Source organism: Streptomyces sp. NPDC047049, from assembly GCF_040643995.1.
Taxonomy (GTDB): Bacteria; Actinomycetota; Actinomycetes; order Streptomycetales; family Streptomycetaceae; genus Streptomyces; species Streptomyces mooreae.
Window position 1 is genome coordinate 619,155 of the sequence record NZ_JBEYVM010000002.1, and the last position, 25,887, is coordinate 645,041.

Sequence of the window (25,887 nt, forward strand, 5' to 3'; positions counted from 1 at the left end):
TTGGGCAAGTTGAGAGCGCGCGCCGCCTCTCGGTTCGGACCCTCGCCCCGCAGGGCCTGCCGGCCTCGACTGGCGCAGTGGCCGCGTACCCAGGTGGGAACCGAGCCGACCGCGTGCTCCTGCCCCCCCGGCGTCCTGAGCGGCCCCGAGCATCGGGCTGTCCGGACGTGTCTGCGCCCCCCCGGTGACCCGGACGGAGAGCGCGTGTCCGGACGACTGCCGATCGGGCGGCCCCGGTGGCCGTCCCTGAGGGCCTGGGTGCCCGGCGAGCCGACAGTCGGGCAGGTGGCCGGAAATGGGTTCGATGTCCCTGGAAGTTCACGTACTGTGTGCATCGCCCGAAAGCGAACATGTGTCGCAGTCGTCGTGAACGTGACTGCGCAGGGGGAAGGAAGAGTTCCATGCAGGCATCCCGCATCCGGCGCGGCGTCGCCGGCGCCGCCACCGTCGTCGCCCTGGCCGGCGCCGGCGTCCTGGCCACCGCACCGATGGCCGCGGCCAAGGCCAACTTGATCGCGATCAACAAGGTCTCGCCGGCCGGGTCGGGTCTGAGGGTGAACGTCACGTACTCCTGCGACCCCGGCATGAACCACCAGCTGGTCGCCAACGCCGAGGAGATCACCTCGTCCAAGCTCAAGGGGTACGGCGCGGGCACCATCAAGGTCGGCAAGCTCGTCTGTGACTACGCCGACCACACCGCACAGGTCCAGCTCAAGCCGGCCGCCACCCTGGGCTTCGAGAAGGGCGACAAGGTGAAGGTCACCGTCTTCTACTTCGACGACGACGGTTTCCGTTACGCCGACGCGACGGCCACCGCCACCGTCTGACGCGTCACCGTGTGACCGCGCCACCGTCCGACGCGGTGCCGCCCGCCGCGAGGGCCCTCGACCCGGCCACGTCTCCCGAAACGGACGTGTCACCACCGGAGTTGAGGGCCTTCAACGGTCCACCGCACCGTCCGGGGGGGGGAGACGGAGATCAGCGGCCCTCTTGAGGAGTCTGGGGACCGGCCCCGCATATCGGGGAGGGCCCCCGTCGCGGATCGGCCCGGGGCGTCTTTCCGCCGCGAGTGTCAGCGGCGGCCGGGTTCGCCCGGCGGGTCGGTCAGGCGGTCGCCGTCGACTCGGGTTCCGGCCTGCTTGAGCTGGCGGTAGACGGGGCTGATCTCCATGCCTTCGACACCGGGCAGGGTTCCGATGTGGTCGGTGGTGAACTCGAAGAGCTCGTCAAGATCGCGGCACTGTACAACGGCATGGAGGTTGTACGGTCCGGATACCGCGGCCGCGAATCCCACCTCCGGCATCTGCGCCATGGCCCGCCCGACAGCCTTGATCTTGCCTGGGTGGGCTCGCAGCCACAGGATCGCCCGGGCTCGGTATCCCAGGGCCGGCGGCGCGATCTCCACGTCGATGTGGACCACTCCGCCGGAAAGCAGCGCGTGCAGTCGTCGTGACGCCCGGCCCGGTGTGAGGTCGGCCGCGGCTGCGAGGTGGACGAGACTGGCCCGTCCGTCGGCGGCGAGGGCCGCGAGCAGCTTCTCGTCCTGGGCGCTGAGCTGCGATGACTGGTTCCGTACGACCGGCCGTTCGGTGAACGGGGTGTCTGCGGCTCCCAGGGCGGACTCCTGCTCGGGGGTCAGGGTTCCGGCGAGCGCGGCCCAGTAGTGCCCCCGGCCGCCGACGAACTGGCGGAGCAGCACCGACGCCTGGAGGTCGAGCACGGCGGCGGTGCGGGGGAGCCGGCGGCCGAGCAGGTCATCGCGTTGTTCCGGTGACCGTGAGCGCACGGCGCAGGTGACCTCGGAGCCGGCGGCGTTCAGGGCGACCCAGCTGACGTCGTCGCGTTGCGCGAGTGCCTCGGCGATGGCCGTGGCGCTGCCGGGCCGGCAGCGCAGGCGCACCATCCACCGGCTCTGCCCGAGCGCTCCCGGATCGACGACCCCGATCACCCGGATCGCCCCGGCCCGCCGCATGCGGCGGTAGCGGCGGGCGACGGTCAGCTCGGAGAGCCCGAGGACGGTCGCCACCGTCGCGAACCCGACCCGTGGATCAATCTGAAGGGCGCGAAGGATTCGCACATCATCCGGATCCAGGATGTCGGAATCAACGATCTGAGGGCGCGACATGGCGGTAATTCTATAGAGAGCGCCGTTCCCGAGTCGTCGTCCACCCCGCGTGGCCGAGGCTTGCACGGGGGTGACCGCAGGGGTGGGGAGGCGCAAGCCAAGCCTGCTCGGTCTGCGTATCCCGCGCACCCCGCGCACCCCGCGCACCCCGCGCACCCCGTGCATCCCGGTCTCCCGGCATCGACGAACGAACGAAGGGCTCTGACCTATGTCTGCTCCCACCTCGAACGAAACCTCCCCAACCGTTTTGATCGTTGCCGCCGGGCGCGGGTTGGGCCACGCCCTCGCCGAGCAGTTCCTCGACAAGGGATGGCGGGTCGTCGGTACGGTCCGGCCGGACAGCCCGAGAAGCAAGCTCCACGATCTCGCCGAGACCGCCGGCGGCAGGGTGGAGATCGAAACGTTGAACATCAACGAGCCGGAGCAGATCGCGGCGCTGCGCAGGCGCCTGAACGGCCGGGCGCTGGACCTCCTCTTCGTCAACGCGGGAATCACCACCCGGGACGAACACATCCCCATCGGCGAGGTCACGACCGACGAATTCAACGACGTCATGCTCACCAACGCACTGAGCCCAATGCGCGTCATCGAATCCCTGCAGGACCTCGTCACCCCGACCGGCCTGATCGGCGTGATGTCGTCCGGCCAGGGCAGCATCGCCAACAACGAGACCGGGCTACGAGAGGTCTACCGAGGCAGCAAGGCAGCCCTGAACCAGTTCATGCGAAGCTTCGCCGTCCGCCAGCCCGAACCGGCACGCACACTGCTGGTCATGGCACCCGGCTGGGTCCGCACGGACCTGGGAGGACCGGACGCCCCTCTTGGTATCGAGGACAGCATCCCCCGGCTGGTGAACGTCATGCTCGCTCAGTTCGGCACTCCCGGCGTGCAATTCCGTGACTACCAGGGCCGAACCGTTCCCTGGTAGACGGCGAGTTGGCCAGGTGACGGCACTCACTGAAGGCGGGCTCCCGTCCGACGGCCCCGCTCGGCTTCCCGGGAGCCCGGCCACGGAGGCGGAAGCCCGCCGCGCTGTTGCCACCCGGGGAGAACCACCAGCAAACAGAAGAGGACAACGGCATCACGACATGACGCTCATCGCTGTAGAAGAACACTGGACCATGCCGGACCTGACGTCCGCCCTCCGAGCCGCCCCGCCCGGGCGCCGCGACGAAAGCCTCGTCCTGAACGAGAGGGGCGACAACCGGCGGCATCTGGAAGACCTGGGCACGGGCCGGATAGCCGCCATGGACGCTCAAGGCATCGACGTAGCGATCATCGCCCTGACCCCGCCCGGCACCCACCCGCTCGCCCCCGACGACGCCGTGCGGCTCAGCCGCGCCGCGAACGACGTCGCCGCCGAAGCCGTCGCCGGCCACCCGTCAAGGCTCCGGGCGCTCTCGACCCTGCCCATGTCGGCGCCACATGAGGTTGCCGGCGAGCTCTCGCGAGCCGCCGCCTCGGGGCACGTCGGCACCATGGTCTACGGCCGGTCAGGCGACCTCTTCCTGGACGACCCGGTCTACGACGACTTCTTCGCCGCCGCGGCACAGGTCGGCCAGCCGGTGTTCATCCACCCCCAACTGCCCTCCTCCGCGCTTCGCGACGCCTCCTACCGAGGATTCGACCCGATGACGGACCTCGCTCTCGCCACCTTCGGCTGGGGGTGGCATCTCGACGCCGCGACAGCCGCGCTGCGACTGATCCTGCGGGGAACCTTCGACCGGCACCCCGACCTGCAGGTCGTACTCGGACACTGGGGCGAAACGCTGTTGTTCTGGCTGGACCGGGCCGACAGCCTTTCCCGCGTCTCCGGCTTGCCACGACCGGTGTCGGATTACATACGGTCGAACTTCTTCATCACCGCCTCCGGCATGCTCAATCCGGCGCTCCTTCACCACACCCTCTCGGTGACGACCGTGGACCGCTTGCTGTTCTCCACCGATTACCCCTTCCAGCGTCCGACCCGAGAAGACATCACGACCTTCCTCGGCCATTTCGCCTCCGATGCGGACCGCGAGAAGTTCGCGTCGGGCAACGCGGCAGCCTTGTACGGCCTCGGCCACCTGGCCCAGGACCGCCCCTGACCCGACCGGTCAAGGGGCCGGTGACGTGAGTTGACGGCAGATCAGCTCGTGGGCGAGGTGCGCGGTCGTCAGCAGGTCCTCGCGGGATGTGCCGAGGCTGGCTCGCACGGACAGTCCGTGCACGACGGACTGGACGAGTCCGGTCAGGGCCGCCACGTCGGTCCCGGCGACGAGTTCGCCGTCCTGGGCCGCTCGCTCGATGCGTGCGTGGAGGGCGCGCTCGTTCCAGCCGTGGAGTTCGGCGTAGTGGGCGCCGGTGTTGAGCGTGCTCGTGCTGTCGGTCATCGCGGCGCTGCTGAGAAGGCAGCCTGGATGAGCGTCGCCAGGCTGGGTGAACTCGTGGACCGAGTTGATGAGGATCTGGTCGATGACGGTCCGGAGGTCCTGCTCGGCGACGGCCTGGCGGTAGATCTCCCGGTAGCGCTCGGCGTAGGTCCGCACCGTCTCCTCGAACAGCCCGGCTTTGCTGCCGAAGGCGGCGTAGAGGCTGGAGGTGGAGAGTCCGAGGGCCGCGGTGAGGTCGCGGGTCGACGTCCCGGAGTAGCCGCGCCGCCAGAAGAGGCGGGCGGCGTCGAGGATCGCACGGTCGCGGTCGAAGGCTCGTGGCCGTCCACGGGTGGGCTGAGGCACCCTTGCATTGTAGAGCGTTTGCTCCATAATGATTTTATGGAGCGAACGATCCAGAAAAGACTGTCGGTCGGCGGAGGCGGTTGGGTGACGGTCGAGGTCTACGGGGAGCCTGATGCTCCGGGTCTCGTCGTCGTCCCGGGCGCGATGAGCGACGCCCACGGGTGGCGTCATGTCGCGGCCGCCGTCGACGCCTGGCCGTCGGTGACGGTCGTCAATCGCCGGGGCCGTGCCCCCTCGGGGCCGTTGACCAGTGCATACTCGCTGCAAACGGAGGTCGACGACCTCGGCGTCATCCTCGACGAGTGCAAAGGTACGCAGGCGCTCTTCGGCTGGAGCTACGGCGGCCTGATCGCTTTGCTGGCCACCAATGATCGTCCGCTGCGCCAGGTGATTGCCTACGAGCCGGTGATGCGACCGTTCGGCCGTCACGTACTGCCGGATCTGCGGGCTGCTGAAGAGGCGGCGGACCGGGAAGCCACCGTGGAGATCGTGAGCCGGCGGATCGCCGGCCTCGACACGGCGCAGGTCGAGGCGCTACGGGCCGACCCTCAGGAATGGGCGGCCCTGCGGGACTTGAGCGGGCCGGCACGCGCCGAACTCGCCGCGCTCAACTCGGCACCGCCACCGGATGAGGTGGCGCGACGGGCGGCCCGTGTCGACCTGATCATCGGCCAGTGCAATCAGGGAACGGCCCCCTACGGGGCGTCGTTCGACGACGTCCGGCGGCGCGTCACCCGTGCCGAAGTCCATGTGCTCCCCGGTCAGGGGCACCTGGCCCACGTCCAGGCACCTGAAGAACTCGGCCGGCTGATCAATGGCCTCGCCGCTGACCGCTGACCCCTGGCCGCTGTCCGCCCGACGAGACCCCTCCTGCCGCCGCGGAGCCAAGAAAGTCCGCCCCCGGTACAGCCCGGTACGGCATCGGTACGGCACCGATGCGACACGCCGGGACGGCGGACTTTTCGCTTCACGGGCCCCTGCCGGGCGTGTCCGCTTCGCGCCGCCTCCCGCCGGAGGCGCGAGGAGCAGGTGCGGCGCCGTCGCGGTCGGCGCTCCGGCCCGCGGCGCCGCCGTCGGCCGACTCCGACCCGGCCGTCGGCCGACTCCGACCCGCCAGGGCGCTATGTCCCCTTTGCGTAGATATTCTGTGAAGTGTGATCGAGTCTGAACGGCCGCGGCTTCGTCGTCGCCGCGGCCGGGGGAGCCTGGTGCGGCTGTCGCCGGTGATCCTGACCGTCGTCATCGCCAGCCTGGCATATGCCACTCCCCCGGAGATGGCCTTCAGCCGGCTCCTGCCCGCGGCACCGGCCCTCGCCGCCGCCATGTGGCCGGTGCTCCCCACCGTCCTGCTGGGGACGGTCTGCCTCTTTCTGATGATCGGCCTCAGCATCGTGTTCCCCGGTCTGGGGACGTGGTGGACGGCTGCGGGGATCATCGCGGTCACCGTGGCGGCCGCATACGGAAGCCACGTCCGGCTCCAGCGGGAGCGGACCCTCTTTCAGGTGCGGCTCGTCGCCGACGCGGCGCAGCAGGTGGTGCTGAGCCCGATGCCGCGCCGCTTCGGAAGCGTCGAGATCGAGTCGCTGTATCTCGCGGCCGCGGCGGAGGCCCGTATCGGCGGGGACTTCTACGAGGTGGTCGACACGCGATACGGGGTCAGGCTGCTCATCGGCGATGTGCGGGGCAAGGGCCTGCCGGCAGTGGGGGCGGCCGCGGCGATCGTCAATTCCTTCCGGGAAGCGGCCTACGGCGAGGCCGATATGGTCAGCGTCGCGCGCCGGCTGGACGCGAGCAGCGCCCGTTACAACGCCGCCTTTCCTCCCGAGGGGCCGATGGAGCGCTTCGCCACCGCTCTTCTCGTCGAGATCCCGCACGACGGCGGGCGCATCGAGATCCTCAACTGCGGACACCCTCCGCCGCTGCTCAGGAACCGCGGAGAACTCCGGGCCCTCGAGCCCACCACCCCCTCGCCGCTGCTCAACCTCGCGGAGCTGATCGGCGATCACTACACGATCGACACCTTCGACTTCGTCCCCGGCGACCTGCTTCTCCTCTACACCGACGGGATCGCCGAGGCCCGCGCCCGCGACGGCAGGTTCTTTCCGCTGGCGGCCTGGATGCGCCGACAGCCCCCGACGCCGCCCCACGAGCTGCTGACGGCTCTTCACCGCGACCTCCTCCACTACAGCAAAGGACGCCTGGACGACGACATCGCCGCCCTCGCGGTACGCCTGCGGGAACCTTCGGAGTAAACGCGGCCCGGATCGGATCGCGGCCCGGATCGCGGCCCGGACCGTGGCCAGGTGATCCTGGAATGCAGGAAACGCAGGGAGGCTGAGCGGCACGGGGTGTATGGCCGCCTTGGCGGTTTCGCCTACGCCGCAGCCGGCATGCCCCCGAATTGGGCACTGCCCGTCAGCCGGGTACCCCCAGGCGCTGTGTGCCGACGACGGAGAGCAGTCGTAGGGCCTCTTCCGATGGGGAGCCGGGGGGTGCGGTGTAGATGATGACTTGTTGGTCGCGGTCGGTGATGTCCAGGGTGTCGCATGTGACGCTGATGGGGCCGACGAGGGGGTGTGCGAAGGTCTTGCAGAGGGTGGGGCGGGCGGTGATGTCGTGGGCTGCCCAGATGCGGGTGAACTCCTCGCTGCCGGCCAAAAGTTCCTGGACCAGGCCGGTGACCTCCGGGTCGGTGGGGTAGCGCGCCGCGGCGGTGCGCAGGTGCTGGGCCGAGGTCCGGGCGAACGCGTCCGCGTCCGAGACGCCGTACAGACGCCGGCCGTGCCGGTGCGGGCCGAGGAACGCGCGGCGGAGCAGATTCCGGTCCCGGCGCGACAGGGCGGAGAAGTCCTCCATCAGGGCGCCTGCCAGGTGGTTCCAGGCGATGACCTCGTACGTTGCCGAGATCACGATCGCCGCGGCGCCCGGCAGCCGGTGCAGCAGGTCGACGATGCTCTGCCGTACCTCACGCGAAGGCCCCGGCGGAGGCAGGGGCGGGGCGCCGGCGAGGTGGTGGAGGTGGTCGCGCTCGGGGTCCGACAGGCGGAGCGCGCGGGCGAGTTGGGTCAGCACATCGCGGGAGGGGTGGTGGGCGCGGGCCTGTTCCAGTCGCGTGTAGTACTCGGTCGAGATGAAGGCCAGCTGCGCCACCTCCTCGCGCCGCAGTCCCGGGGTACGGCGGCGTGGCCCGGCGGGCAGCCCCACGTCCGCGGGGGTGATGCGCTCGCGCCTGCTGCGCAGGAAGTCACCCAGCTCTCGTCGTACTCGTCGATTCACCCGCCCAGTGTGCGGGGTGCCGAGGTGTCCAGCCAGGTACTCCCGGGGCCTGGATGAGCGGGGCGGCCGGACACAGGCTCGTCGGTATGGACAACGCACCGATCACGCCGATCACACCCATCACCTCAAGCACGCTGATCACTCCAAGCACCACCTCGGGTCTGCTCGCCGGCAAGGTCGCCTTCATCACCGGTGCCGGTCGCGGCATCGGCGCGGCCGCAGCGCGGCTGTTCGCCAGGGAAGGGGCCAGGGTGCTCCTCGCGGCCCGGACGGAGGCCCAGCTCAAGACGGTGGCCGAGGAGATCAGGGCGGGCGGCGGCACCGCGGACCATGTGGTGTGCGATCTGGCCGACGGGGCGAGCATCCGTGCTGCCGTCGACCGGGCCGTGGAGCTTTACGGCCGGCTCGACGTGGCGTTCAACAACGGTGCGACGGGCCAGCCGCCCGGCCCGATGGACCAGTTGCCGGAGGCCGACTTCGACCGCGTCTGCGCCATCAACCTCAAGGGTCCGTGGCTGGCCATGACCGCCGAAATCGCCGCGATACGTGCCACGGCGAAGAGCGGTGCCATCGTCAACACCTCCAGCGTCGGCAGTCTGATGGGCAACCCCGAGCTGCCCGCGTACGGCGCGGCGAAGGGGGCGCTCAACAGTCTCACCGCGTCGGCGGCCGTCACCTACGGCCCGGAGGGGATCCGCGTCAACGCCATCGCGCCCGGCACCACGCTCACCGAGCTGCTGCAGGACTGGGAGGAGAAGTCCCCGGGTACCATCGCGCAGCGCAACGCCCTGACCCCGCTGGGCCGCGTCGCCGGGCCGGACGAGATCGCCCAGGCTGCCGCCTGGCTCCTCAGCGACCGCGCCTCCTACGTCACCGGTACGGTCCTACGCGTCGACGGCGGTATGCGAGCCTGAGGCCGGGCAGCCCACTGCCGGTGCATGAGCTGGACGGCAGTGTGGGGCGGGTCCCGTACGAAGGTGTCGGCACTGCGCGGTCTTGGGTTGGCCGGGTGGTGTTGTGCGTCCAGGTAGGGGTGTTGCGGGGAGGCGGCACGCCGTTGCGCTCCCGCGTGGCCATCATGGGCACCCGGTCCGCCCGGCCGTCAGGAGTGCGGGGCGGGAAGGGGAAGGTGATGACGGTGGAGTTGTTCCCGCCGATCCCGTTCGCCGAGTGGCGGGACACCAAAGAGACGCTGCATCGCTTCGCTCAGATCGTGGGGAAGGTCCGGCTGGCGGCCGCTCCGCGGCGCAACCACTGGTGGAACGTGCCGTTCCACCTCACCGGACGCGGAATCACCAGCCGGCCGATGGGGCAGGTCGACGGTCATCCGGTCTTCACGGTCGATTTTGACTTCGTCGGTCATCAGCTGGTAGTCGCGGCGCTGGACGGCCGGTCGTTCTCCTTTCCGCTCGTCGGTCAGTCCGTGGCGTCCTTTTACGCCGCGGTCATGGAGGCGCTGGCCGCGCTGGGCGTCCGGGTGGAGCTCGCCATTCCCCGGCCGTTCGACCTGCCCGATGGGGGCCGGCCGTTCGCCGAGGACACCGAGCACGCGACCTACGACGCCGGGCACGCCACCCGCTACTGGCAGGTCCTCAGCCAGGTGGCGTCGGTGCTGGAGGAGTTCGCCGCGGGCTATTCGGGGAAGGTCAGCCCCGTGCATCACTTCTGGCACACCTTCGACATCGCCCACACCCGGTTCTCCGACCGGCACATCGACCAGCCCGGGAAGGTCGACCCGGTGACCCGGGAGGCGTACTCCCGGGAGGTCATCAGCTTCGGCTTCTGGTTCGGCGACGACTCCTTCGCCGCGCCCGCGTTCTACTCCTACACCGCTCCGGAGCCCGCCGGCCTGGCCGAGGAGCCGCTGGAGCCCGCGGCGGCACAGTGGGCCGACCGCGGCGGCAGCCACTTGGCGGTGCTGCCGTACGACGAGGCCCGCGCCGCGGCCGATCCCCGTGCCACCGTGCTCGGCTTCTACGAGAGCGCGTATCGGGCCGGGGCCCGCCGTGCCGGATGGGACCGTGAACGGCTCGCCTGCCCGGGCGGGGTGACGGACCCGTGTCTGCGGGGGGAGGAGACGGGAGGGGCGGCCCCGTGAGGGACCAGGGGGAGCCCCTGATGGACGTAGGGGAGACTCCCTAGATGACCGGGGGCCGGCCCAGCCTCGTCATGCGCCAGACGGTGCGCCAGCGCATCGGCCGCCGCCGTCCGCACGGGGTCCGTACCCCCTCGGCGAAACCCGCCGCCCAGGCGCGCAGGCCCGCCGCCGAGCGGCTGCGGACGGCCGTCAGCGCGGCCCAGACGCCGAGGTAGAGCGGCACCAGGAGCGCGGGGAGATGCCGCTTGGCCAGCCAGACGCGGTTTCTGGCGACCATGCGGTGGTAGACGGCGTGCCGGGTGGGCGAGGTGTACGGGTGCTGGAGCACCAGTTCCGGTGCGTAGCGGATGTGCCAGCCGTCGTCCAGGGCCCGCCAGGCCAGGTCGGTTTCCTCGTGCGCGTAGAAGAATTCGTCCGGCCAGCCGCCGATCCTGTCCAGCATCGGGACGGACAGCGAGTGCCCGCCGCCGAGGAACGTGGTGACCAGACCGCCGCGTGCCGGGTCGCCGACGCGCAGGCGGGGGACATGCCGGCGCTGGGTGCGGCCCCGCTCGTCGGCGACGCGGAAGCTCACGATCCCCAACTTCGGGTCGCCGGTGTGCAGTTCCGCCAGCCGGCTGAACACGTCCGGGCTGATCAGCAGGCCGTCGTCGTCCAGATCGACCACGAGGTCGAGGTCCCCGAGCTTGCGCAGCTCGTCCAGGGCGACGTTCCGGCCGCCGGAGACCCCAAGGTTGTCGCTCAGCTCGATGCCCACGGCACCGTGCGGCAGCGGGGGGAGCGGCGAGCCGTTCCCGATGACCACGATGTGGGCCGGCGGGAGGTCCTGCTTGGCGACCGAATCCAGCAGCGCCTGCAGTTCGGCGGGACGGTTTCCCATGGTCAAGATGGCGACGCCTACGCGCAGATGACGCACAGAAGAATGCTCCGTTCTTGGCGGTCCTTTCGCGATGCTAGCCGCCGGGGGAGGCGACTGCGTGCTACGGCACCTGCCCGGCGACATCCCGTCGGACGGCCGTGGTGGACCTTTGCGGAGCTCTTCCCGCGGCCCCCCGGTCCCGGTGGCCGGGGGTTCCGGTGCGGCGCACCATGGAAGGACCGGGGGTATGCCCGGATGGCCAGGTGGCCCGCATGGCCAGGTGGCCGGATGACCAGGGGGGCGGATGGAGGAAGCCCTCATGATGGAAGTCAAGACGGTCGACAAGCCGGATGAACGGCGCGACTTTCCCCGGGGCCACCTCGAAGCCCTGCACCTCACCGGACTGGACTTTGCCGTGGCCACCTTCGAGCCCGGCTGGCACTGGACGGAGTCGGTGGGGCCGATCGTCGGGACGACAAGCTGCGAGGTACACCACAACTGCTACATGGTCCAGGGCCGGATGCGGATCAGGATGAACGACGGCGCGGAGTCCGAGATGGGGCCAGGCGACGTGGTCGTCATCCCGCCCGGTCACGATGCCTGGGTCGTGGGGGACGAACAGGTGATCCTGTACGACTTCGCGGGCGGTATGGCGACCGACTACGCCAAGTCGAAGAGCTAGGGAGAGCTGGGGGTGTCTCCCTGTTGAGTGGTGGCGAGGGTGCGCTTCGGGGACAGCTGCGGGTGCGATGCGGTGTTCCCCGGGGCGCGCCGGAAGGGGAGATCCGGTGGGGGCGGGGGTGCCCGGGGGCCGTGGTGGAGCCCGGTGGGCGGCGTGGCGATTCCCACGTGCATCGCGATGTCTAGGAACGCGATCGTTGGGCAGGGGTGCGGGACGGTCCGGCGTGCGGAATACGTCACGGGTTGTGCCCGTTACCGCAGCCGGAGACCGACTGGCAATCGTCGACAGACCGGAAGCAGGGAAACACGCATGAGCACCATCGAGCTCACCAAGGACAACTTCGACGAAATCGTCTCCGGCAACGATTTCGTCCTCATCGACTTCTGGGCCGAGTGGTGCGGGCCGTGCAAGCAGTTCGGCCCGGTCTTCGAGAAGTCGTCCGAGACGCATGACGACCTGGTCTTCGCCAAGGTCGACACGGAGGCGCAGCCCGAGCTGGCCCAGGCCCTCCAGATCCAGTCCATCCCGACCGTGATGATCGTCCGCGAGAACATCGCGGTCTTCGCCCAGCCGGGCGCACTGCCCGCCGAGGCCCTGGAGGACGTCATCGGCCAGGCCCGCGCACTGGACATGGACGAGGTCCGCGCCTCGGTCACCGAGGCCCAGCAGAACGAGCAGGACGGGTCCGCCGAGCAGGGGCAGCAGGCGCAGGGCTCGTGAGCGACCTCCTTCTGGTCCGGCACGGCGAGACCGAGTGGAGTCGGGACGGCAGGCACACCAGCTGGACCGACCTCCCGCTGACCGCGGTCGGTGAGGAGCAGGCCCGCGCACTGCGGCCGCTGCTGTCGGACCGGAAGATCGGGCAGGTGTACGCCAGCCCGATGAAGCGGGCGCTGCGCACCGCCGAGCTGGCGGGCCTCGCCCGTCCGCAGACCGATGCCGACCTGCGGGAATGGGACTACGGCGGTTACGAGGGCATCGCCACCGCCGAGATCCACCGCAGCCGTCCCGGCTGGTATCTGTTCACCGACGGTGTCCCCGAGGGGCCCGACGGGCACCCCGGGGAGTCACCGGAGCAGGTCGGGGCGCGTGCGGACCGGGTGCTGGCGCGGATCGTGCCGCAGCTGGCCGCCGATGAGGGGGATGTGGCGCTGGTGGCGCACGCCCACTTCCTGCGGGTGCTGGCCGCCCGCAGGCTCGGGCTGCCGCCCGGCGCCGGCGGGCTGTTCACCTTCGAGACCGGGGCGGTGGGCGTCCTGGGCACGGAGCACGACCGGCCCGCCGTGGTGGCCTGGAACGCCCGGAGTCTGTAGGCGACGGGAGGCCGGTAGGCGGTCGGAGGCCCGTAGGTGCCGGTAGTGGGTGGGCTGTCGGGCCCGGTATGGGGGCCGGAAGGCTGACCGGCCCGGCCTGCCCTGCCCCGCCAGGCGCGTCCGCGTCCCCCCTTACGGGTCCATGGAGCCCCTACGGGTCCATCGGATCGAGGTGCAGGGGTTGCACCTTGCCCTCGATCATGGCGCCGAGCCCCATGACGGCACAGGTGTCGGGGCGGTCCGCGGTGTGCACCGGCATGGTCGTGGCCTGATGGATCATCGGCTCCAGTCCGGGGATCAGCGCACTGCCGCCCGCGAGCACGATGCCGCGTTCCCCGAGGTCGGCCACCAGATCCGGCGGGCAGCGGCGCAGCACCGACCCGATGGCGTCGAGGATCGCGGTCAGCGGGGTGGTGATGGCGTCCCGGACCCGTTCGGTGTCGACGTGCACGGAGCGCGCCATCCCGCTGACCACATCCCGGCCGTGCACCTCGGTGGAGCCGGGGGTCATGCCGTCGCCGCCGGAGAGGATCAGCTGCAGCGGACGTACCGCCTGGCCCGCCAGCATCAGCTCGTGGTGCAGCCGCAGATGCTGGATCACCGCGTGGTCGATGGCGTTGCCGCCCACCGGGACGGTCTCCGCCGCCACGATCGAACCCAGCGAGAGCACCGCGACCTGCGTGGTTCCCGCGCCACACACCACGATCATGGTTGCCTCGGGCTGCTCCACCGGCAGCCCGGAGCCCACCGCGGCGGCGACCAGGGTGTCGACCAGCTCCACCCGCCGTGCCCCCAGCCCCGTCATCGTTTCCACCGCCGCCCGCTGGGCCAGCGGCTCGCTGCCGTACGGGAGGCAGACCGCGGCCCGCGTCGTGGGACGGCGCCGCCACGTCTTGCGCAGCTTGTCGCCGACCAGGGTGCGCAGCAGCCGCTGGGCCATGTCGATGTCGACGATGGTGCCGTGGGAGACCGGGCGCACCACCCGGATGTGATCGGGAGTGCGCCCGTCCATCACCTCGGCCTGGGCGCCCACTGCCAGCAGTGCCCCGGTGCGGGTGTTGATGGCGGCGACGGTCGGTTCATCGACGACCAGCCCCTGGTTCTTCACGTACACCCTGGTCCGGGCCGCTCCGAGGTCGACGGCGGCCGAGCACCGCCGCAATTGGGCGAGGCTGATGGTCATGGGTGATTCCTCCCCGACGGGCCGTTATGGACGAAAGCGCTCGTGCGGCCTGTTCGCAGGGACCGCTCTGCGCCATCCTCCGGTCGCGCGCGGCCGCCCGCCCGCTGGAAAGGTCCGCTCGGGGGACGGGCGGAGGACGGGCCGGGGGCGGTTACGGCGAAGGAGTGAGGTCGCGGCCGCCGGCCGGTGTGGCGGGGGCCGAACCGGTCAGCCGCTGGTACAGCCCCCAGGTGAATTCCGCGACGATGTCCTGGGGCGTGCCGTCGGGACCGGGGGCGGTGCAGGCCAGCTGCCAGCGGGTGGGGGCGCTGCCCTCTCGTGGGCGGGCCGGTGCGAAGGCGCGGGCGACCTCGTCGACCGTGCACGACCAGGGCGTCAGATCCTCGGTCGTCCGCAGGTCAGGGGCCCTGGCGCCGGGTGCCCGGACGAGCCAGGCGTTCCATACGGCGCCCCGGGTGCCGGTGAGGACTTCGAAGCGCAGATCGGGCCAGAGCGGAACGGGCCAGGCCAGGGCCTCGCAGGTCAGGTCGCCGATCCGGCGGGTGGTGACGGTCTCGGGGGTGCCGAGCAGCGCACGATACGGCCAGGCGCCGCTACGCGCTCGCGGGGCGTGCATCCGTGCCTGCCAGCGGCGGTTGGCGTCGCGCATATCGGCGCGGGAGGCCCGCAGAGTGCGCAGGGCGTCCTCGACCAGGCCGGGGTGGTGGTCGGCCATCCGGCGCAGCAGGACGAGCTGGAAGGCGACCGGTCCCGGCAGGCCGGAGGGGGCTGTGGAGCCGGCGGGCGGGTCGGTGTCAGCGGTGCCGTTCATGAAAGACATGGTGGTGGACGGGGCGGGATCCGGGGGTGGGGGAGGGGCTGGGGCCCGATCCGGGAGGCGGAATCGGGGCCCGGGGGCGCGGGGCCCGGGGGCGCGGGGCCCGGGGGCGGCTGCCGGGCGGGGCGCTCAGCCGGCGTCGCCGGTATCACCGCCGTCAGTGCCGTCAGTGCCGTCAGTGCCGTCACCGCTGTCACCGCCCTCCCCGGCCCCGTCGCCGGCCGCCCCGCTCCCGACGAGCGTCTCCATGCCGTCCAGCAGACGGGCCAGCCCGAACTCGAAGAGCGAGTCCTGGTTCACCACGTCCTCGCCTATCGCCGAGACCCCCGCGTACATGGGGTAGGAGCCCGAGGTGAGGATCCCCTCGAACGTCGGCTCCATCGTGGCCATCCACTGCGCCTGGTCCATGCCGGTCTCCTGCTCGGCCTCCAGGTCGTCCTCGAATCCGGCGGCGGTGGACAGCACGAAGCCCAGCAGCGTCAGCGCCATGTGGATCAGCGTCACCGGGTCCATTCCCCGGATCCGCCCCATGGTCCACTCGACCAGTGCCATCGCCCGCGGCATCGGCTGCGGCCGGGTGATCGACAGGTACTGCGCCAGCCAGGGGTGCCGCCGGTAGAGCTCCCACTGCAGCCGTGCGCCCGCCTCCATCCGTGCGCGCCAGCCGTCCGGCGCCGGTTCGGGCAGCTCGACGTCGAGGAACGCGGCGTCCGCCATCAGCAGCACCAGCTCGTCCTTGCCGGCCACATGACGGTAGAGCGCCATCGAGGACACCCCGAACTCGGCGGCGACCCGGCGCATCGACAGCGCCCGCAGTCCCTCGGCGTCGGCGACCTTGATCCCGGCCCGTACGACGCTCTCGCGGCTCAGCCCGCTGTCCGTCTCGCGCGGCCGCCGCTCCCGCGCGAGGCCGCCGCTGCGGGCGGTCCGCTGCGGCTCGGCCACGACCGTGCCCACCCCCGGTACGACCCGTACGAGTCCTTCCTGACGGAGCGTCGTCAGCACCTTGGTGGCGGTCGCCATCGCCACCCCCCACTCCTGGGTGATCCGCCGGGTCGAGGGCACCCGGTCACCCGGCGTCAGCTCGCCGGTGGCGATGCGGCGCCGGATCGCGTCGGCGATCTTGCGGTAGGGCGGTGGGGGCGGCTGCTCCACGGGGGACCTCCGTACTAGTGCACCAGGGGGAGTTCAGGGTAGCTCTGCGGGGCGTGAGGGTGGCAACGCGCACTCCATCAGGGCAGTGCGCCAGGGTTGGTGCACTAGTGTGACGCATCACCAACTCCCTTGCTGTCCATATTGTTTGCACCGTAAGCGCAACCTGCTTACCGTGTCATCCATGTCGTTTACACCGTACACATCCAAGCCGGTGGCCGGCCGCCGGGAGTGGACCGCCCTGGGCGTCCTCCTGCTGCCCTGTCTGCTCGTCTCGATGGACGTCTCGGTGCTCTACTTCGCGGTGCCGTTCCTGACCGCGGAGCTGAAGCCCAGCAGCGTCCAGCAACTGTGGATCCTCGACGTCTACGGGTTCGTCCTGGCCGGGCTGCTGATCACCATGGGTGCGCTGGGCGACCGCATCGGCCGCCGCAAGCTGCTGCTGTCCGGCGCCCTCCTCTTCGGACTCGCCTCCGGGGTCGCCGCCTACGCGCGCAGCGCCGAAATGCTCATCGCCGCACGGGCGTTGCTCGGCATCGGTGGTGCGACGCTGATGCCGTCCACCCTTGCGCTGATCCGCAACCTCTTCCACGACGCCAGGCAGCGCGGCAAGGCGGTCGCGATCTGGTCGGCGGCGGTGACCGGCGGCATCGCGGTCGGCCCGGTGCTCAGCGGGGCGCTGCTGGAGCACTTCTGGTGGGGCTCGGTGTTTCTGGTCAATGCCCCGGCGATGGTGCTGCTGCTGGTCTGCGGCCCGCTGCTGCTGCCGGAGTCCAAGAACCCGGCGGCCGGGCGCTTCGACCTGCCGGGCTCGCTGCTCTCCCTGCTCGCCATGCTGCCGGTGGTCTACGGCGTCAAGGAGATCGCCCGCGACGGCCTGGCGGTGCTGCCCGTCCTCGCGCTGGTGACCGGCCTGATGGCCGCCGCGGCCTTCGTCCACCGCCAGCGCACCGCCCGTCATCCGATGCTCGATCTGGAGCTCTTCCGGCACCGCGGATTCAGCGTCTCGGTGCTGATGAACCTGCTGGCGATGTTCGCGATCGTCGGCTGCGCGGTGTTCTTCACCCAGTACCTGCAGTCCGTACGAGGCATGAGCCCCATGGAGGCGGCGCTGTGGAATCTGCTGCCGACCCTCGCGGTGGGCGGGATGGCGCCGGCCGCCACCGCGCTCGCCCAGCGGATGGACCGGGCCTATGTCATCGCCATGGGGTGCGGCCTGGCGGCCGGCGGCTTCGTCTGGCTGTCCTGGCTGCAGCCGGGCTCGGCCCTGTGGTTCGTCCTGGTGGCCTCGGCGGTCTACGCCTCGGGCCTGGTGATGGTGATGTCGCTCGGCAACGAACTGGCCATCGGCCTCGCGCCGCCCGAGCGGGCGGGATCCGCCTCGGCCGTACTGGAGTCCGGCACCGAACTGGGCGGTGCGCTGGGCATGGCGATTCTGGGCAGCGTCGGGAGCGCGGTCTACCGGGGCGACATCCGTGACGCGCTGCCGTCCGGCCTTCCGGCGGGCGCGGCGGACGTGGCCCGGGAGACGCTGGCGGGTGCCGCCGTGGTGGCCGGTCAACTCCCGGGCCGGGCGGGCGAGATGCTGCTGACCGCGGCCCGGGCGGCGTTCACCGACGGGCTGCGGACGGCGGTGCTGGGTGCCGCGGGCGTCATGGTCGTGGCCGCGGTCCTGGCGCTGACGCTGCTGCGGGGGCTGCGGACAGCGGGAGTTGCGGAGGAGACGGACGCGTCGGGGGCGGCCGGTGGCCGGTCGGCGGTCCGCCATCGCCCGTAGGCCGGCTCACTCGGGCGCGACGCCCAGCATCCGCTGGAGCAGTTCCTTCAGCAGCGTCCGCTCGGCGACCGTCAGACGGCCGAGGGGTTCGCGGGCGAAGTGGAGCGAGGTGCGCAGCGCCCCGGCCGTGCGCGCGCCCTCGGCGGTCGGGGCGGCGAGCTTGACGCGGCGGTCGGACGGGTCGGGGCGGCGCTCGACCAGGCCGCGGGACTCCAGGCGGTCCACGATGCCGGTGACGTTCGACGGCTCGCACTTCAGGCGCTCGGCGACCTTGCGCATGGGCAGCGGTTCAAGGCTGAGCAGGCTGAGCACCCTGGCCTGGGCGCCGGTGAGGGAGTGCTCGGCCGCGGCGAGCTCGTACTCCTCGTAGTAGCGGGCCACGACGGTGCCGATGAGGTCGACGACCTCGACGGTCAGGGAGTCTGCGCGGGGGGTCATGCACACGAGGATACCCATTTACTTGACAACATGAAATATCGAGGAGCATGGTTGTTTCAGCACCTGAAGCTTTAGGAGGATCGCGCTTATGTCCGCACTGCCCACGACCAGCCGCGAATGGCACCTCGTCGCCCGCCCCCACGGCTGGCCCACTCCGGAGGACTTCGCGCTGCGCGAGGCCGCGGTGCCCGAGCTCGGCGAGGGTCAGATCCTCGTCCGTACGCAGCACTTCTCCGTCGACCCGTACATGCGCGGGCGGATGAACGACGTGAAGTCCTACGTCCCGCCCTTCCAGCTCGACCAGCCGATGGACGGCGGCGCGGTCGGCGAGGTCATCGCCTCGCGCGACGATTCCCTCGCCGTCGGCGACCACGTGCTGCACGGTCTCGGCTGGCGTGAGTACGCGGTGCTGGACGCCAAGCGCGCCGCCAAGGTGGACCCGTCGCTGGCTCCGCTCACCGCCTACCTCGGCGTGCTGGGCATGCCGGGCCTGACCGCCTACGCGGGCCTGCTGGAGGTCGCGTCCTTCAAGGAGGGCGACGCCGTCTTCGTCTCCGGCGCGGCCGGTGCGGTGGGCAGCGAGGTCGGCCAGATCGCCAAGCTCAAGGGCGCCTCCCGCGTCATCGGCTCGGCCGGCTCCGACGACAAGGTCAAGCTCCTGGTCGAGGAGTACGGCTTCGACGCCGCCTTCAACTACAAGAACGGCGATGTTGCCAAGCAGCTCAAGGAGGCCGCGCCGGACGGCATCGACGTCTACTTCGACAACGTCGGCGGCGACCACCTCGAGGCGGCCATCAGCTCCCTCAACGTCCATGGCCGTGCCGCCATCTGCGGCATGATCTCCATGTACAACGCCACGGAGCCGAGCCCCGCCCCGCGCAACCTCGCGATGGTGATCGGCAAGCGGCTGCGCCTCCAGGGCCTGCTGGTCAGCGACCACGCCGCGCTGCAGCCGCAGTTCGTCGAGGAGGTCTCCGCCTGGATCCGCTCCGGCGAGCTCAAGTACAGCGAGACCAAGGTGGGCGGCATCGAGAACGGCGTCGAGGCCTTCCTGGGCCTGCTGCGCGGCGAGAACACCGGAAAGATGATCGTGAGCCTCGACAGCTGACGACAGCTCGACGACGACCTGGGGGCGGGGAGGGGCGGGGCGGGGCGAAGTCCGAGGGGCATCCGCCTCACCCCCACCCGCCTCGCCACCCCGCCTCGCCTCCCCACCTGCCTCGGCCCCATCCCCTTGCCCCGGCCGTTAGGCTCGGCGGCACGCCGTCGCGATCCGTGGGCGCGAGTCGCGGCGAACCACAGGAGGATTTGGTATGTCCATCCAGTCCGTCGACGTCGTCTACACCGCCGTCGCCACCGCTGAGAACGGCCGTGACGGCCGCGTCGCCAGTGATGACGGCAAGCTCGACGTCATCGTCAACCCGCCCAAGGAGCAGGGCGGCAGCGGCGCCGGCACCAACCCCGAGCAGCTGTTCGCGGCCGGCTACAGCGCCTGCTTCCAGGGCGCGCTCAGCGTCGTCGCCCGCCGGGAGAACGCCGATGTCTCCGGCTCCCGGGTGACCGCCAAGGTCGGCATCGGCAAGACCCCGGACGGCGGCTTCGGTCTCACGGCCGAGATCTCCGCCGCGATCCCCAACGTCGACGCGGCCACCGCCCGCGACCTCGTGGAGAAGGCGCACCAGGTGTGCCCGTACTCCCACGCCACCCGCGGCAACATCGAGGTCACGCTGACCGTCGTCTGACACCCGGCTCCGGAGGCCGCGGCGGCGCAGAGCGAGGGCGCCGGAGGCCGTGGGTATCCGAAGGCCGCGGTACCGGAGGCCGAGGGCGCCGGAGGTCGAGGGCGCCGGACGTCGCGAACGCCGGAGGCCGCGGTACCGGAAAGTAAGCCAGGAGAAGCAAGTAAGGCCAGGGGCCGTATCCCGTGAACGGGGTGCGGCCCCTGGCGCGTGGCCGTGGTGCGTGGTGCGTGGTGCGTCTGCCGGTTCCCCGCGGCGCGGCGTCAACTCGCGCTATTCTGGCGGGGCTTCACCACGTTCCTCCCCGCAGCTCCGTCGGCGGCCGGCCGGCGGGGGCCCTGGCCTCCGGGGCCTGTCCGGAGGAGCGAGGAGGAGCGATGGACGATCAGGACACGGAGCAGGAGAGCGACCGGTGGGCGCCGTCTGACAGATGGCAGGTGGTCATCGGAGTGCTGGGTCTGCTGGTGGCGATCGTCGCGTGTGTGGGGCAGTTCGCCCGGTAATCGCCGGAGGGGCCCCGTGGGTCCGGACACGGCCGGTGCCCGCCGTCGAGGCGGGACGGCCAACGGGGGAGTGCCCGGGCTCGACAGGCCCCGCGCCCTCCCGCCCTGCGATGTGACGCATGACGTGACGTACGACGCGACGTACGGCGGCGTCGCGTACGACGTTCCACACGGTGTGACGCAGCCAACATTCACGCCGTCTTGACGCACGCCCCGCGTAATCGATTTCGTAGCCCCCGCGAATCCCTCACGAAATCGATTACACATCGATCACGCGAAGCCGCTCCCCGCACCGGAAGCGCTCGCACGGACAGAACGGCAACGGCGCCATGGCGAACATCAAGGATGTGGCAGAACGGGCAGGGGTCTCCGTCGCCACGGTCTCCCGGGTCCTCAACGGGCACAGCCCGGTCGCGGAGACCCGTGAGCGGGTGCTCGCCGCCGTACAGGAGCTGGGCTACCGCCCCAACAACGTCGCCCGCGCGCTGCGCACCGCACGGACCGGCGCGCTCGGCCTGATCATCAGCGACCTCACCAACCCCTTCTTCACCGAGCTGGCGGACGCCGTCGAGGACGAGGCCCGCAGCCTCGGCTACAGCCTGGTGATCGGCAACGCCGGCGAGCGCCCCGCGCAGCAGGACGACTACATCCGCACCCTGCTCGACCGCCGGATCGACGGCCTGCTGGTCAGCTCGGCCGGCACCGGCTCGGCGATGCTCCGCGAGGTCGTCGCCTCCGGCACCCCGCTGGTCCTGCTGGACCGCGCCGTGCCCGGCATCGACGCCCCCTGCGTACGCGCCGACGGCCGCGCCGCGCTCACCGAGCTCGCTGCCCACCTCGCCGCCCACGGCCGTCGCCGCCCGGCGATCATCGTCGCCCCGGCCGGCACCCCGACCGGTGACGAGCGCCTCGCCCTCTTCCGTACGGCGCTGGGCGGATACGGCCTCACCCTGCCCGACGAGCGGGTCGGCGCCACCCCCGACCTCCAGCACACCGGCGGCCGGCAGGTGATGAGCGCCTTCCTCGACCTCCCCGAACCGCCGGACGCGGTGCTGGCCACCGACAACCTGATGGCGCTGGGCGCGATGGACGAACTCCGCGCCCGCGGCCTGCGCGTCCCCGACGACGTGGCGCTGGTGGTCTATGACGACGTGCCGTGGTTCACCCACACCGATCCGCCGCTGACCGCCATCACCCAGCCCACCCGCGGACTCGGGCGCGCCGCCGTCCACACCCTGCTGGAGCGCATCGAGGGCCGGCCCGCCGACTCGGTGCTGCTGCCCGCCCGGCTGGTCACCCGCCGCTCCTGCGGCGAGGCGCCCGCCCCCTGAGCAGGCCCGCCCGGCGCCCGGGACCGGTACCCCGGTCCCGGCTCCCCCGGCCGGGCGGGCCACCTAGGGGGTGTCGTTTGGATCATGGTGGATCAGGGAGCGGGGTCTGGTGCGTGCGATCGCAAGGCGGAGGAGGGAGTCGACGCGGAGCGTCGGCGAGTGACGACAACGCGGCGAGCGTGCGTGCCAGACCCCGCGAGCCCGCCATGATCCAAACGACACCCCCTAAGTCAGTTACCGCACCACCCACCCGAGGAAGAGAGGGGCAGCGCATGACCGGCGTCAACGACGACGAACCGGGCGGCCGCGAACTGCTGCGCGTGGAGGGGGTGACGAAGTCGTTCCCGGGCGTCCGCGCGCTGGACGGCGTGGACCTGACCCTGCGCCCCGGTGAGGTGCATGTCCTGCTCGGCGAGAACGGCGCGGGCAAGAGCACCCTCATCAAGATGCTCTCCGGCGCCCACCGCCCCGACGAGGGCCGCATCCTCGTGGACGGCGACGAAGTCACCATCCGCTCGGCGCAGGACGCCGAACGGCACGGCATCGCCACCATCTACCAGGAGTTCAACCTCGTCCCCGGGCTGACCGTCGCCGAGAACATCTTCCTGGGCCGCCAGCCGCGCACCGCGCTCGGCCTGGTCGACCGGAAGACGATGCGGGCACGGGCCGCCGAGCTGCTGCGGCGCGTACGGCTCGACGTCTCCCCGAACACCCCGGTCGCCGAACTCGGCATCGCCCGCCTCCAGATGGTCGAGATCGCCAAGGCCCTCAGCCTGGACGCGCGCGTCCTGATCATGGACGAGCCGACTGCGGTCCTGACCTCCGAGGAGGTCGAAACCCTCTTCGCGATCGTCCGCGAGCTGCGCGACTCGGGCGTCGGCATCATCTTCATCACCCACCACCTGGACGAGATCGGCGCCCTCGGCGACCGGGTCACCGTCCTGCGCGACGGCCGCTCCGTCGAGGAGGTGCCGGCCTCGACGGACGAGGACGAGCTGATCCGCCTCATGGTGGGCCGGGACATCGCCGAGCAGTATCCGCGGCAGCGACCCGAGGAGCCGGGCGCGCCCCTGCTGCGCGTCCGCGGTCTGACCCGCAACGGCACGGTGGCCGGACCGGTCTTCGAGGGCATCGACTTCGAGGTGCGGGCCGGTGAGGTCGTGGGCCTCGCGGGGCTGGTCGGCGCGGGCCGCACCGAGGTGGCCCGGGCGGTCTTCGGCGTGGACCGCTACGACGCCGGGACGGTCGAGATCGACGGCAAGGAGCTGGCCCGCGGCGACGTCCGTGCCGCCATGCGCGCCGGGCTCGGCCTCGTACCGGAGGACCGCAAGGGCCAGGGCCTGGTCATGGACGCCTCCCTCCAGGACAACCTCACCCTCGCCCGCCTCGACCGCGACACCCGCGGCGGGCTGGTGGACCGGGGCGCGCAGCGGCGCGAAGCGGCCACCGTCGCCGGGCAGTTGAAGGTCCGGATGAGCGGGCTGGGGCAGAGCGCCCGCACCCTCTCCGGCGGCAACCAGCAGAAGATCGTCATCGGCAAGTGGCTGCTGGCGGACACCCGGCTGCTGATCCTCGACGAGCCGACGCGCGGGATCGACGTCGGGGCCAAGGTCGAGATCTACCAGCTCATCAACGAACTGACCGCGTCCGGCCGCGCGGTGCTGATGATCTCCAGCGATCTGCCCGAGGTGCTCGGCATGAGCGACCGGGTGCTGGTGATGTCGCAGGGCCGGCTGGCCGGAGAGCTGTCGGCCGACGAGGCCACCCAGGACGCCGTGATGGAGCTGGCGCTCCGGTCCCCGCACGGCACGAGCACGAGCACCGAGCACAACGACGAGAGCGCGATGGAGGGCTCCGATGTCCACTGAGGTGAAGACGGGAGCCGCCGCCGAGGCGGTGGGGCGGGCACCGGACCGCGACGGCGCGGGAGCGTGGTTCTCCCGGGCGGTGCTCAGAAACGGCCCGCTCGGCGGACTGATCGCCCTGGTCGTGGTGATGGCGGCGCTGTCCGGGGACTTCCTCAACGGCCAGAACCTCCTCAACGTCGGCGTCCAGGCGTCGGTCACCGCGATCCTCGCCTTCGGCGTCACCTTCGTGATCGTCTCGGCCGGTATCGACCTCTCCGTCGGCTCGGTCGCCGGTCTCTCCGCCACCGTCGTCGCCTGGGCGGCCACCCACGAGGGCCTGCCCGTCTGGATGGCGGTCCTGCTCGGCCTGGCGGTCGGCGCGGGGGCCGGTCTGGTCTCCGGCGCGCTGGTCGCCTACGGCAAACTGCCCGCCTTCATCGCCACGCTGGCGATGCTCTCGGTCGGCCGCGGTCTGGCCCTGGTCATCTCCGGCGGCACGCCGATCGCCTTCCCCGGCGCGCTCGGCGCGCTCGGTGACACCCTCGGCGGCTGGCTGCCGGTGCCCGTCCTCGTCATGATCGCCATGGGGCTGATCGCTGCGCTGGTCCTGGCCCGTACGTACACCGGCCGGGCGATGTTCGCGATCGGCGGCAACGAGGAGGCCGCCCGGCTCTCCGGCATCCACGTCAAGCGCCGCAAGCTCGTCATCTACGCGCTGTCCGGGCTGTTCGCCGCGGTCGCCGGCATCGTGCTCGCGGCCCGGCTCACCTCCGCCCAGCCGCAGGCCGCCACCGGCTACGAGCTGGACGCGATCGCCGCCGTCGTCATCGGCGGGGCCAGCCTCTCCGGCGGCTCCGGCAAGGCCTCCGGCACCCTCATCGGCGCGCTGATCCTCGCCGTCCTGCGCAACGGCCTCAACCTGCTGAGCGTGTCGGCGTTCTGGCAGCAGGTGGCCACCGGCCTGGTCATCGCGCTGGCGGTGCTCCTGGACACGCTGCGCCGCCGGAGCGCGCGATGAACGCCCGGACGAGCGTGGGAAGGACTGAGGTACGGACCGAGGGAAGGACCGCCCGGATGACCGCGCGCAGGACCGTCCGGCTCCGGATGCCGCTGGCGGCCGGGCTGGCCGCGGCCGTCGCCCTGGGGCTGGCCGGCTGCGACCGCGGAGGCAACACCGACCTGGGGCTGGCGCTGTCCACGATGAACAACCCCTTCTTCGTCGGCATCAAGAAGGGCGCCCAGGCCGAGGCGGACGCCCGCCACCTGCACCTCAACATCACCGACGCGCAGAACGACCCGACCCAGCAGATCAACCAGATGGAGACGTTCACCAGCCAGAACGTCAAGGCGGCCATCATCAACCCGGTCGACTCGGACGCCGCCGTCCCGGCCGTCGGTGTCGCCAACCGGGCGAAGGTGCCGGTGATCTCCATCGACCGCGGCGTCAACGGCGGCAAGGTCGGCTCGACCATCGCCTCCGACAACGTCGCGGGCGGCCGGCTCGCCGCGAAGACACTGGCCGAATCGCTCGGCGGCAAGGGCAAGGTGGCCTTCCTGGAGGGCCAGGCCGGCACCTCCGCCGCCCGCGAGCGCGGCCGGGGCTTCGAGGAAGGCATCAAGAAATACCCCGGCATCCAGGTCGTCGCCCGGCAGCCCGCGGACTTCGACCGCACCAAGGGCATGGACGTGATGACCAACATGCTGCAGGCGCACCGCGACATCGGCGGGGTGTTCGCCGCCAACGATGAGATGGCGCTGGGCGCGTCCAAGGCGCTGGCCGGCCGCTCGGGCAAGGACGTGAAGGTGGTGGCGTTCGACGGCACCCCGGACGGCGTCGCGGCGGTCCGCAAGGGCACGCTGACCGCCACCGTCGCCCAGCAGCCGGAACTCCTCGGCAAGCAGGCCGTGGACTGGGCGCTCAAGGCCTCCCGCGGTGAGAAGCTGCCGCAGTCGGTCCGAGTGCCGGTGGTGCTGGTGACGGCGGAGAACGCCGCGAAGTTCGACGGCTGAGAAGGCGGCCCGGCGGGTCG

Annotated in this window: 24 protein-coding genes and 1 pseudogene; 17 read left to right on the top strand and 8 right to left on the bottom strand. The window is 71.4% G+C overall.

Going from position 1 to position 25,887, the window contains the following annotated elements:
- The first annotated feature begins 401 nt into the window (after positions 1-401).
- The gene (locus tag ABZ851_RS06820; protein ID WP_361123101.1) at positions 402-827 is read left to right on the top strand and encodes a hypothetical protein; all 426 of its coding nucleotides are present in this window, start codon (positions 402-404) and stop codon (positions 825-827) included.
- A gap of 245 nt (positions 828-1,072) precedes the next feature.
- On the opposite strand, the gene ABZ851_RS06825 is transcribed toward ABZ851_RS06820, so the two are convergent.
- The gene (locus tag ABZ851_RS06825) at positions 1,073-2,125 is read right to left on the bottom strand and encodes an Lrp/AsnC family transcriptional regulator (RefSeq protein ID WP_361123104.1); all 1,053 of its coding nucleotides are present in this window, start codon (positions 2,123-2,125) and stop codon (positions 1,073-1,075) included.
- 208 nt (positions 2,126-2,333) lie between these two features.
- On the opposite strand from ABZ851_RS06825, the gene ABZ851_RS06830 reads away from it, so the two are divergent.
- Together ABZ851_RS06830 and ABZ851_RS06835 are read left to right on the top strand one after the other, a co-directional pair.
- On the top strand, positions 2,334-3,053 hold the full coding sequence (locus ABZ851_RS06830; RefSeq protein ID WP_361123107.1) for an SDR family oxidoreductase: 720 nt from the start codon (positions 2,334-2,336) through the stop codon (positions 3,051-3,053).
- Positions 3,054-3,213: 160 nt separating this feature from the next.
- The gene (locus ABZ851_RS06835) at positions 3,214-4,212 is read left to right on the top strand and encodes an amidohydrolase family protein (protein WP_361123110.1); all 999 of its coding nucleotides are present in this window, start codon (positions 3,214-3,216) and stop codon (positions 4,210-4,212) included.
- 9 nt (positions 4,213-4,221) lie between these two features.
- On the opposite strand, the gene ABZ851_RS06840 is transcribed toward ABZ851_RS06835, so the two are convergent.
- Complete coding sequence (locus tag ABZ851_RS06840; RefSeq protein WP_361123113.1) at positions 4,222-4,842, bottom strand: TetR/AcrR family transcriptional regulator; 621 nt, start codon at positions 4,840-4,842, stop codon at positions 4,222-4,224.
- Between the two features lie 36 nt (positions 4,843-4,878).
- On the opposite strand from ABZ851_RS06840, the gene ABZ851_RS06845 reads away from it, so the two are divergent.
- On the top strand, positions 4,879-5,679 hold the full coding sequence (locus ABZ851_RS06845; protein WP_361123116.1) for an alpha/beta hydrolase: 801 nt from the start codon (positions 4,879-4,881) through the stop codon (positions 5,677-5,679).
- Between the two features lie 317 nt (positions 5,680-5,996).
- Positions 5,997-7,094, top strand: a complete 1,098-nt coding sequence (locus ABZ851_RS06850) for a PP2C family protein-serine/threonine phosphatase (protein WP_361123119.1) — start codon at positions 5,997-5,999, stop codon at positions 7,092-7,094.
- A gap of 163 nt (positions 7,095-7,257) precedes the next feature.
- Here the strand turns inward: ABZ851_RS06850 and ABZ851_RS06855 are convergent, their stop codons facing one another.
- The gene (locus ABZ851_RS06855; RefSeq protein ID WP_361123122.1) at positions 7,258-8,118 is read right to left on the bottom strand and encodes a helix-turn-helix transcriptional regulator; all 861 of its coding nucleotides are present in this window, start codon (positions 8,116-8,118) and stop codon (positions 7,258-7,260) included.
- A 53-nt stretch (positions 8,119-8,171) separates the two neighbouring features.
- Between ABZ851_RS06855 and ABZ851_RS06860 the strand changes: the two genes are divergently transcribed.
- Complete coding sequence (locus tag ABZ851_RS06860) at positions 8,172-9,032, top strand: glucose 1-dehydrogenase (RefSeq protein ID WP_361123125.1); 861 nt, start codon at positions 8,172-8,174, stop codon at positions 9,030-9,032.
- A gap of 224 nt (positions 9,033-9,256) precedes the next feature.
- Positions 9,257-10,216: a DUF5996 family protein gene (locus tag ABZ851_RS06865; protein WP_361123783.1), complete on the top strand. Its 960-nt coding sequence runs from the start codon at positions 9,257-9,259 to the stop codon at positions 10,214-10,216.
- A gap of 40 nt (positions 10,217-10,256) precedes the next feature.
- On the opposite strand, the gene ABZ851_RS06870 is transcribed toward ABZ851_RS06865, so the two are convergent.
- The gene (locus tag ABZ851_RS06870) at positions 10,257-11,132 is read right to left on the bottom strand and encodes a glycosyltransferase (protein WP_336048938.1); all 876 of its coding nucleotides are present in this window, start codon (positions 11,130-11,132) and stop codon (positions 10,257-10,259) included.
- 262 nt (positions 11,133-11,394) lie between these two features.
- Between ABZ851_RS06870 and ABZ851_RS06875 the strand changes: the two genes are divergently transcribed.
- The 3 genes from ABZ851_RS06875 (at position 11,395) to ABZ851_RS06885 (ending at position 13,070) form a co-directional block, all read left to right on the top strand.
- On the top strand, positions 11,395-11,757 hold the full coding sequence (locus tag ABZ851_RS06875; RefSeq protein WP_361123128.1) for a cupin domain-containing protein: 363 nt from the start codon (positions 11,395-11,397) through the stop codon (positions 11,755-11,757).
- 309 nt (positions 11,758-12,066) lie between these two features.
- Entirely contained in the window at positions 12,067-12,477 is a 411-nt protein-coding gene (gene trxA, locus ABZ851_RS06880) for a thioredoxin (RefSeq protein WP_361123131.1), read from the top strand.
- A complete protein-coding gene (locus ABZ851_RS06885) occupies positions 12,474-13,070 on the top strand; it encodes a histidine phosphatase family protein (RefSeq protein ID WP_129296557.1) in 597 nt (198 codons plus the stop codon). The genes trxA and ABZ851_RS06885 overlap by 4 nt, the downstream gene beginning before the upstream one ends.
- Before the next feature lie 151 nt (positions 13,071-13,221).
- Here the strand turns inward: ABZ851_RS06885 and ABZ851_RS06890 are convergent, their stop codons facing one another.
- From ABZ851_RS06890 to ABZ851_RS06900, 3 genes are all read right to left on the bottom strand, one after another.
- On the bottom strand, positions 13,222-14,253 hold the full coding sequence (locus tag ABZ851_RS06890) for a rod shape-determining protein (RefSeq protein WP_336048936.1): 1,032 nt from the start codon (positions 14,251-14,253) through the stop codon (positions 13,222-13,224).
- A gap of 151 nt (positions 14,254-14,404) precedes the next feature.
- Positions 14,405-15,064 carry a hypothetical protein gene (locus ABZ851_RS06895; protein ID WP_361123136.1) on the bottom strand — a complete coding sequence of 220 codons (660 nt, stop codon included), beginning with the start codon at positions 15,062-15,064 and terminating at the stop codon, positions 14,405-14,407.
- A 135-nt stretch (positions 15,065-15,199) separates the two neighbouring features.
- Positions 15,200-16,225, bottom strand: a complete 1,026-nt coding sequence (locus ABZ851_RS06900; protein WP_361123139.1) for a TetR/AcrR family transcriptional regulator C-terminal domain-containing protein — start codon at positions 16,223-16,225, stop codon at positions 15,200-15,202.
- A gap of 181 nt (positions 16,226-16,406) precedes the next feature.
- On the opposite strand from ABZ851_RS06900, the gene ABZ851_RS06905 reads away from it, so the two are divergent.
- Positions 16,407-17,999, top strand: a complete 1,593-nt coding sequence (locus tag ABZ851_RS06905; protein WP_361123142.1) for an MFS transporter — start codon at positions 16,407-16,409, stop codon at positions 17,997-17,999.
- A gap of 6 nt (positions 18,000-18,005) precedes the next feature.
- On the opposite strand, the gene ABZ851_RS06910 is transcribed toward ABZ851_RS06905, so the two are convergent.
- Entirely contained in the window at positions 18,006-18,437 is a 432-nt protein-coding gene (locus ABZ851_RS06910) for a MarR family transcriptional regulator (RefSeq protein WP_361123145.1), read from the bottom strand.
- A gap of 88 nt (positions 18,438-18,525) precedes the next feature.
- Here ABZ851_RS06910 and ABZ851_RS06915 point away from each other — a divergent pair, with 88 nt between their 5' ends.
- The 6 genes and pseudogenes from ABZ851_RS06915 (at position 18,526) to ABZ851_RS06940 (ending at position 25,867) form a co-directional block, all read left to right on the top strand.
- Positions 18,526-19,545, top strand: a complete 1,020-nt coding sequence (locus ABZ851_RS06915) for an NADP-dependent oxidoreductase (protein WP_361123148.1) — start codon at positions 18,526-18,528, stop codon at positions 19,543-19,545.
- A 205-nt stretch (positions 19,546-19,750) separates the two neighbouring features.
- A complete protein-coding gene (locus ABZ851_RS06920) occupies positions 19,751-20,179 on the top strand; it encodes an organic hydroperoxide resistance protein (protein ID WP_361123151.1) in 429 nt (142 codons plus the stop codon).
- A gap of 374 nt (positions 20,180-20,553) precedes the next feature.
- Complete coding sequence (locus ABZ851_RS06925; protein ID WP_018088072.1) at positions 20,554-20,679, top strand: hypothetical protein; 126 nt, start codon at positions 20,554-20,556, stop codon at positions 20,677-20,679.
- A gap of 329 nt (positions 20,680-21,008) precedes the next feature.
- Positions 21,009-22,010, top strand: coding sequence for a LacI family DNA-binding transcriptional regulator (locus ABZ851_RS06930; RefSeq protein ID WP_361123155.1), 1,002 nt, complete (start codon positions 21,009-21,011; stop codon positions 22,008-22,010).
- A 272-nt stretch (positions 22,011-22,282) separates the two neighbouring features.
- Positions 22,283-23,878, top strand: a complete 1,596-nt coding sequence (locus ABZ851_RS06935; protein ID WP_361123158.1) for a sugar ABC transporter ATP-binding protein — start codon at positions 22,283-22,285, stop codon at positions 23,876-23,878.
- A gap of 28 nt (positions 23,879-23,906) precedes the next feature.
- A pseudogene (locus ABZ851_RS06940) lies at positions 23,907-25,867 on the top strand (substrate-binding domain-containing protein).
- Positions 25,868-25,887 lie beyond the last annotated feature (20 nt).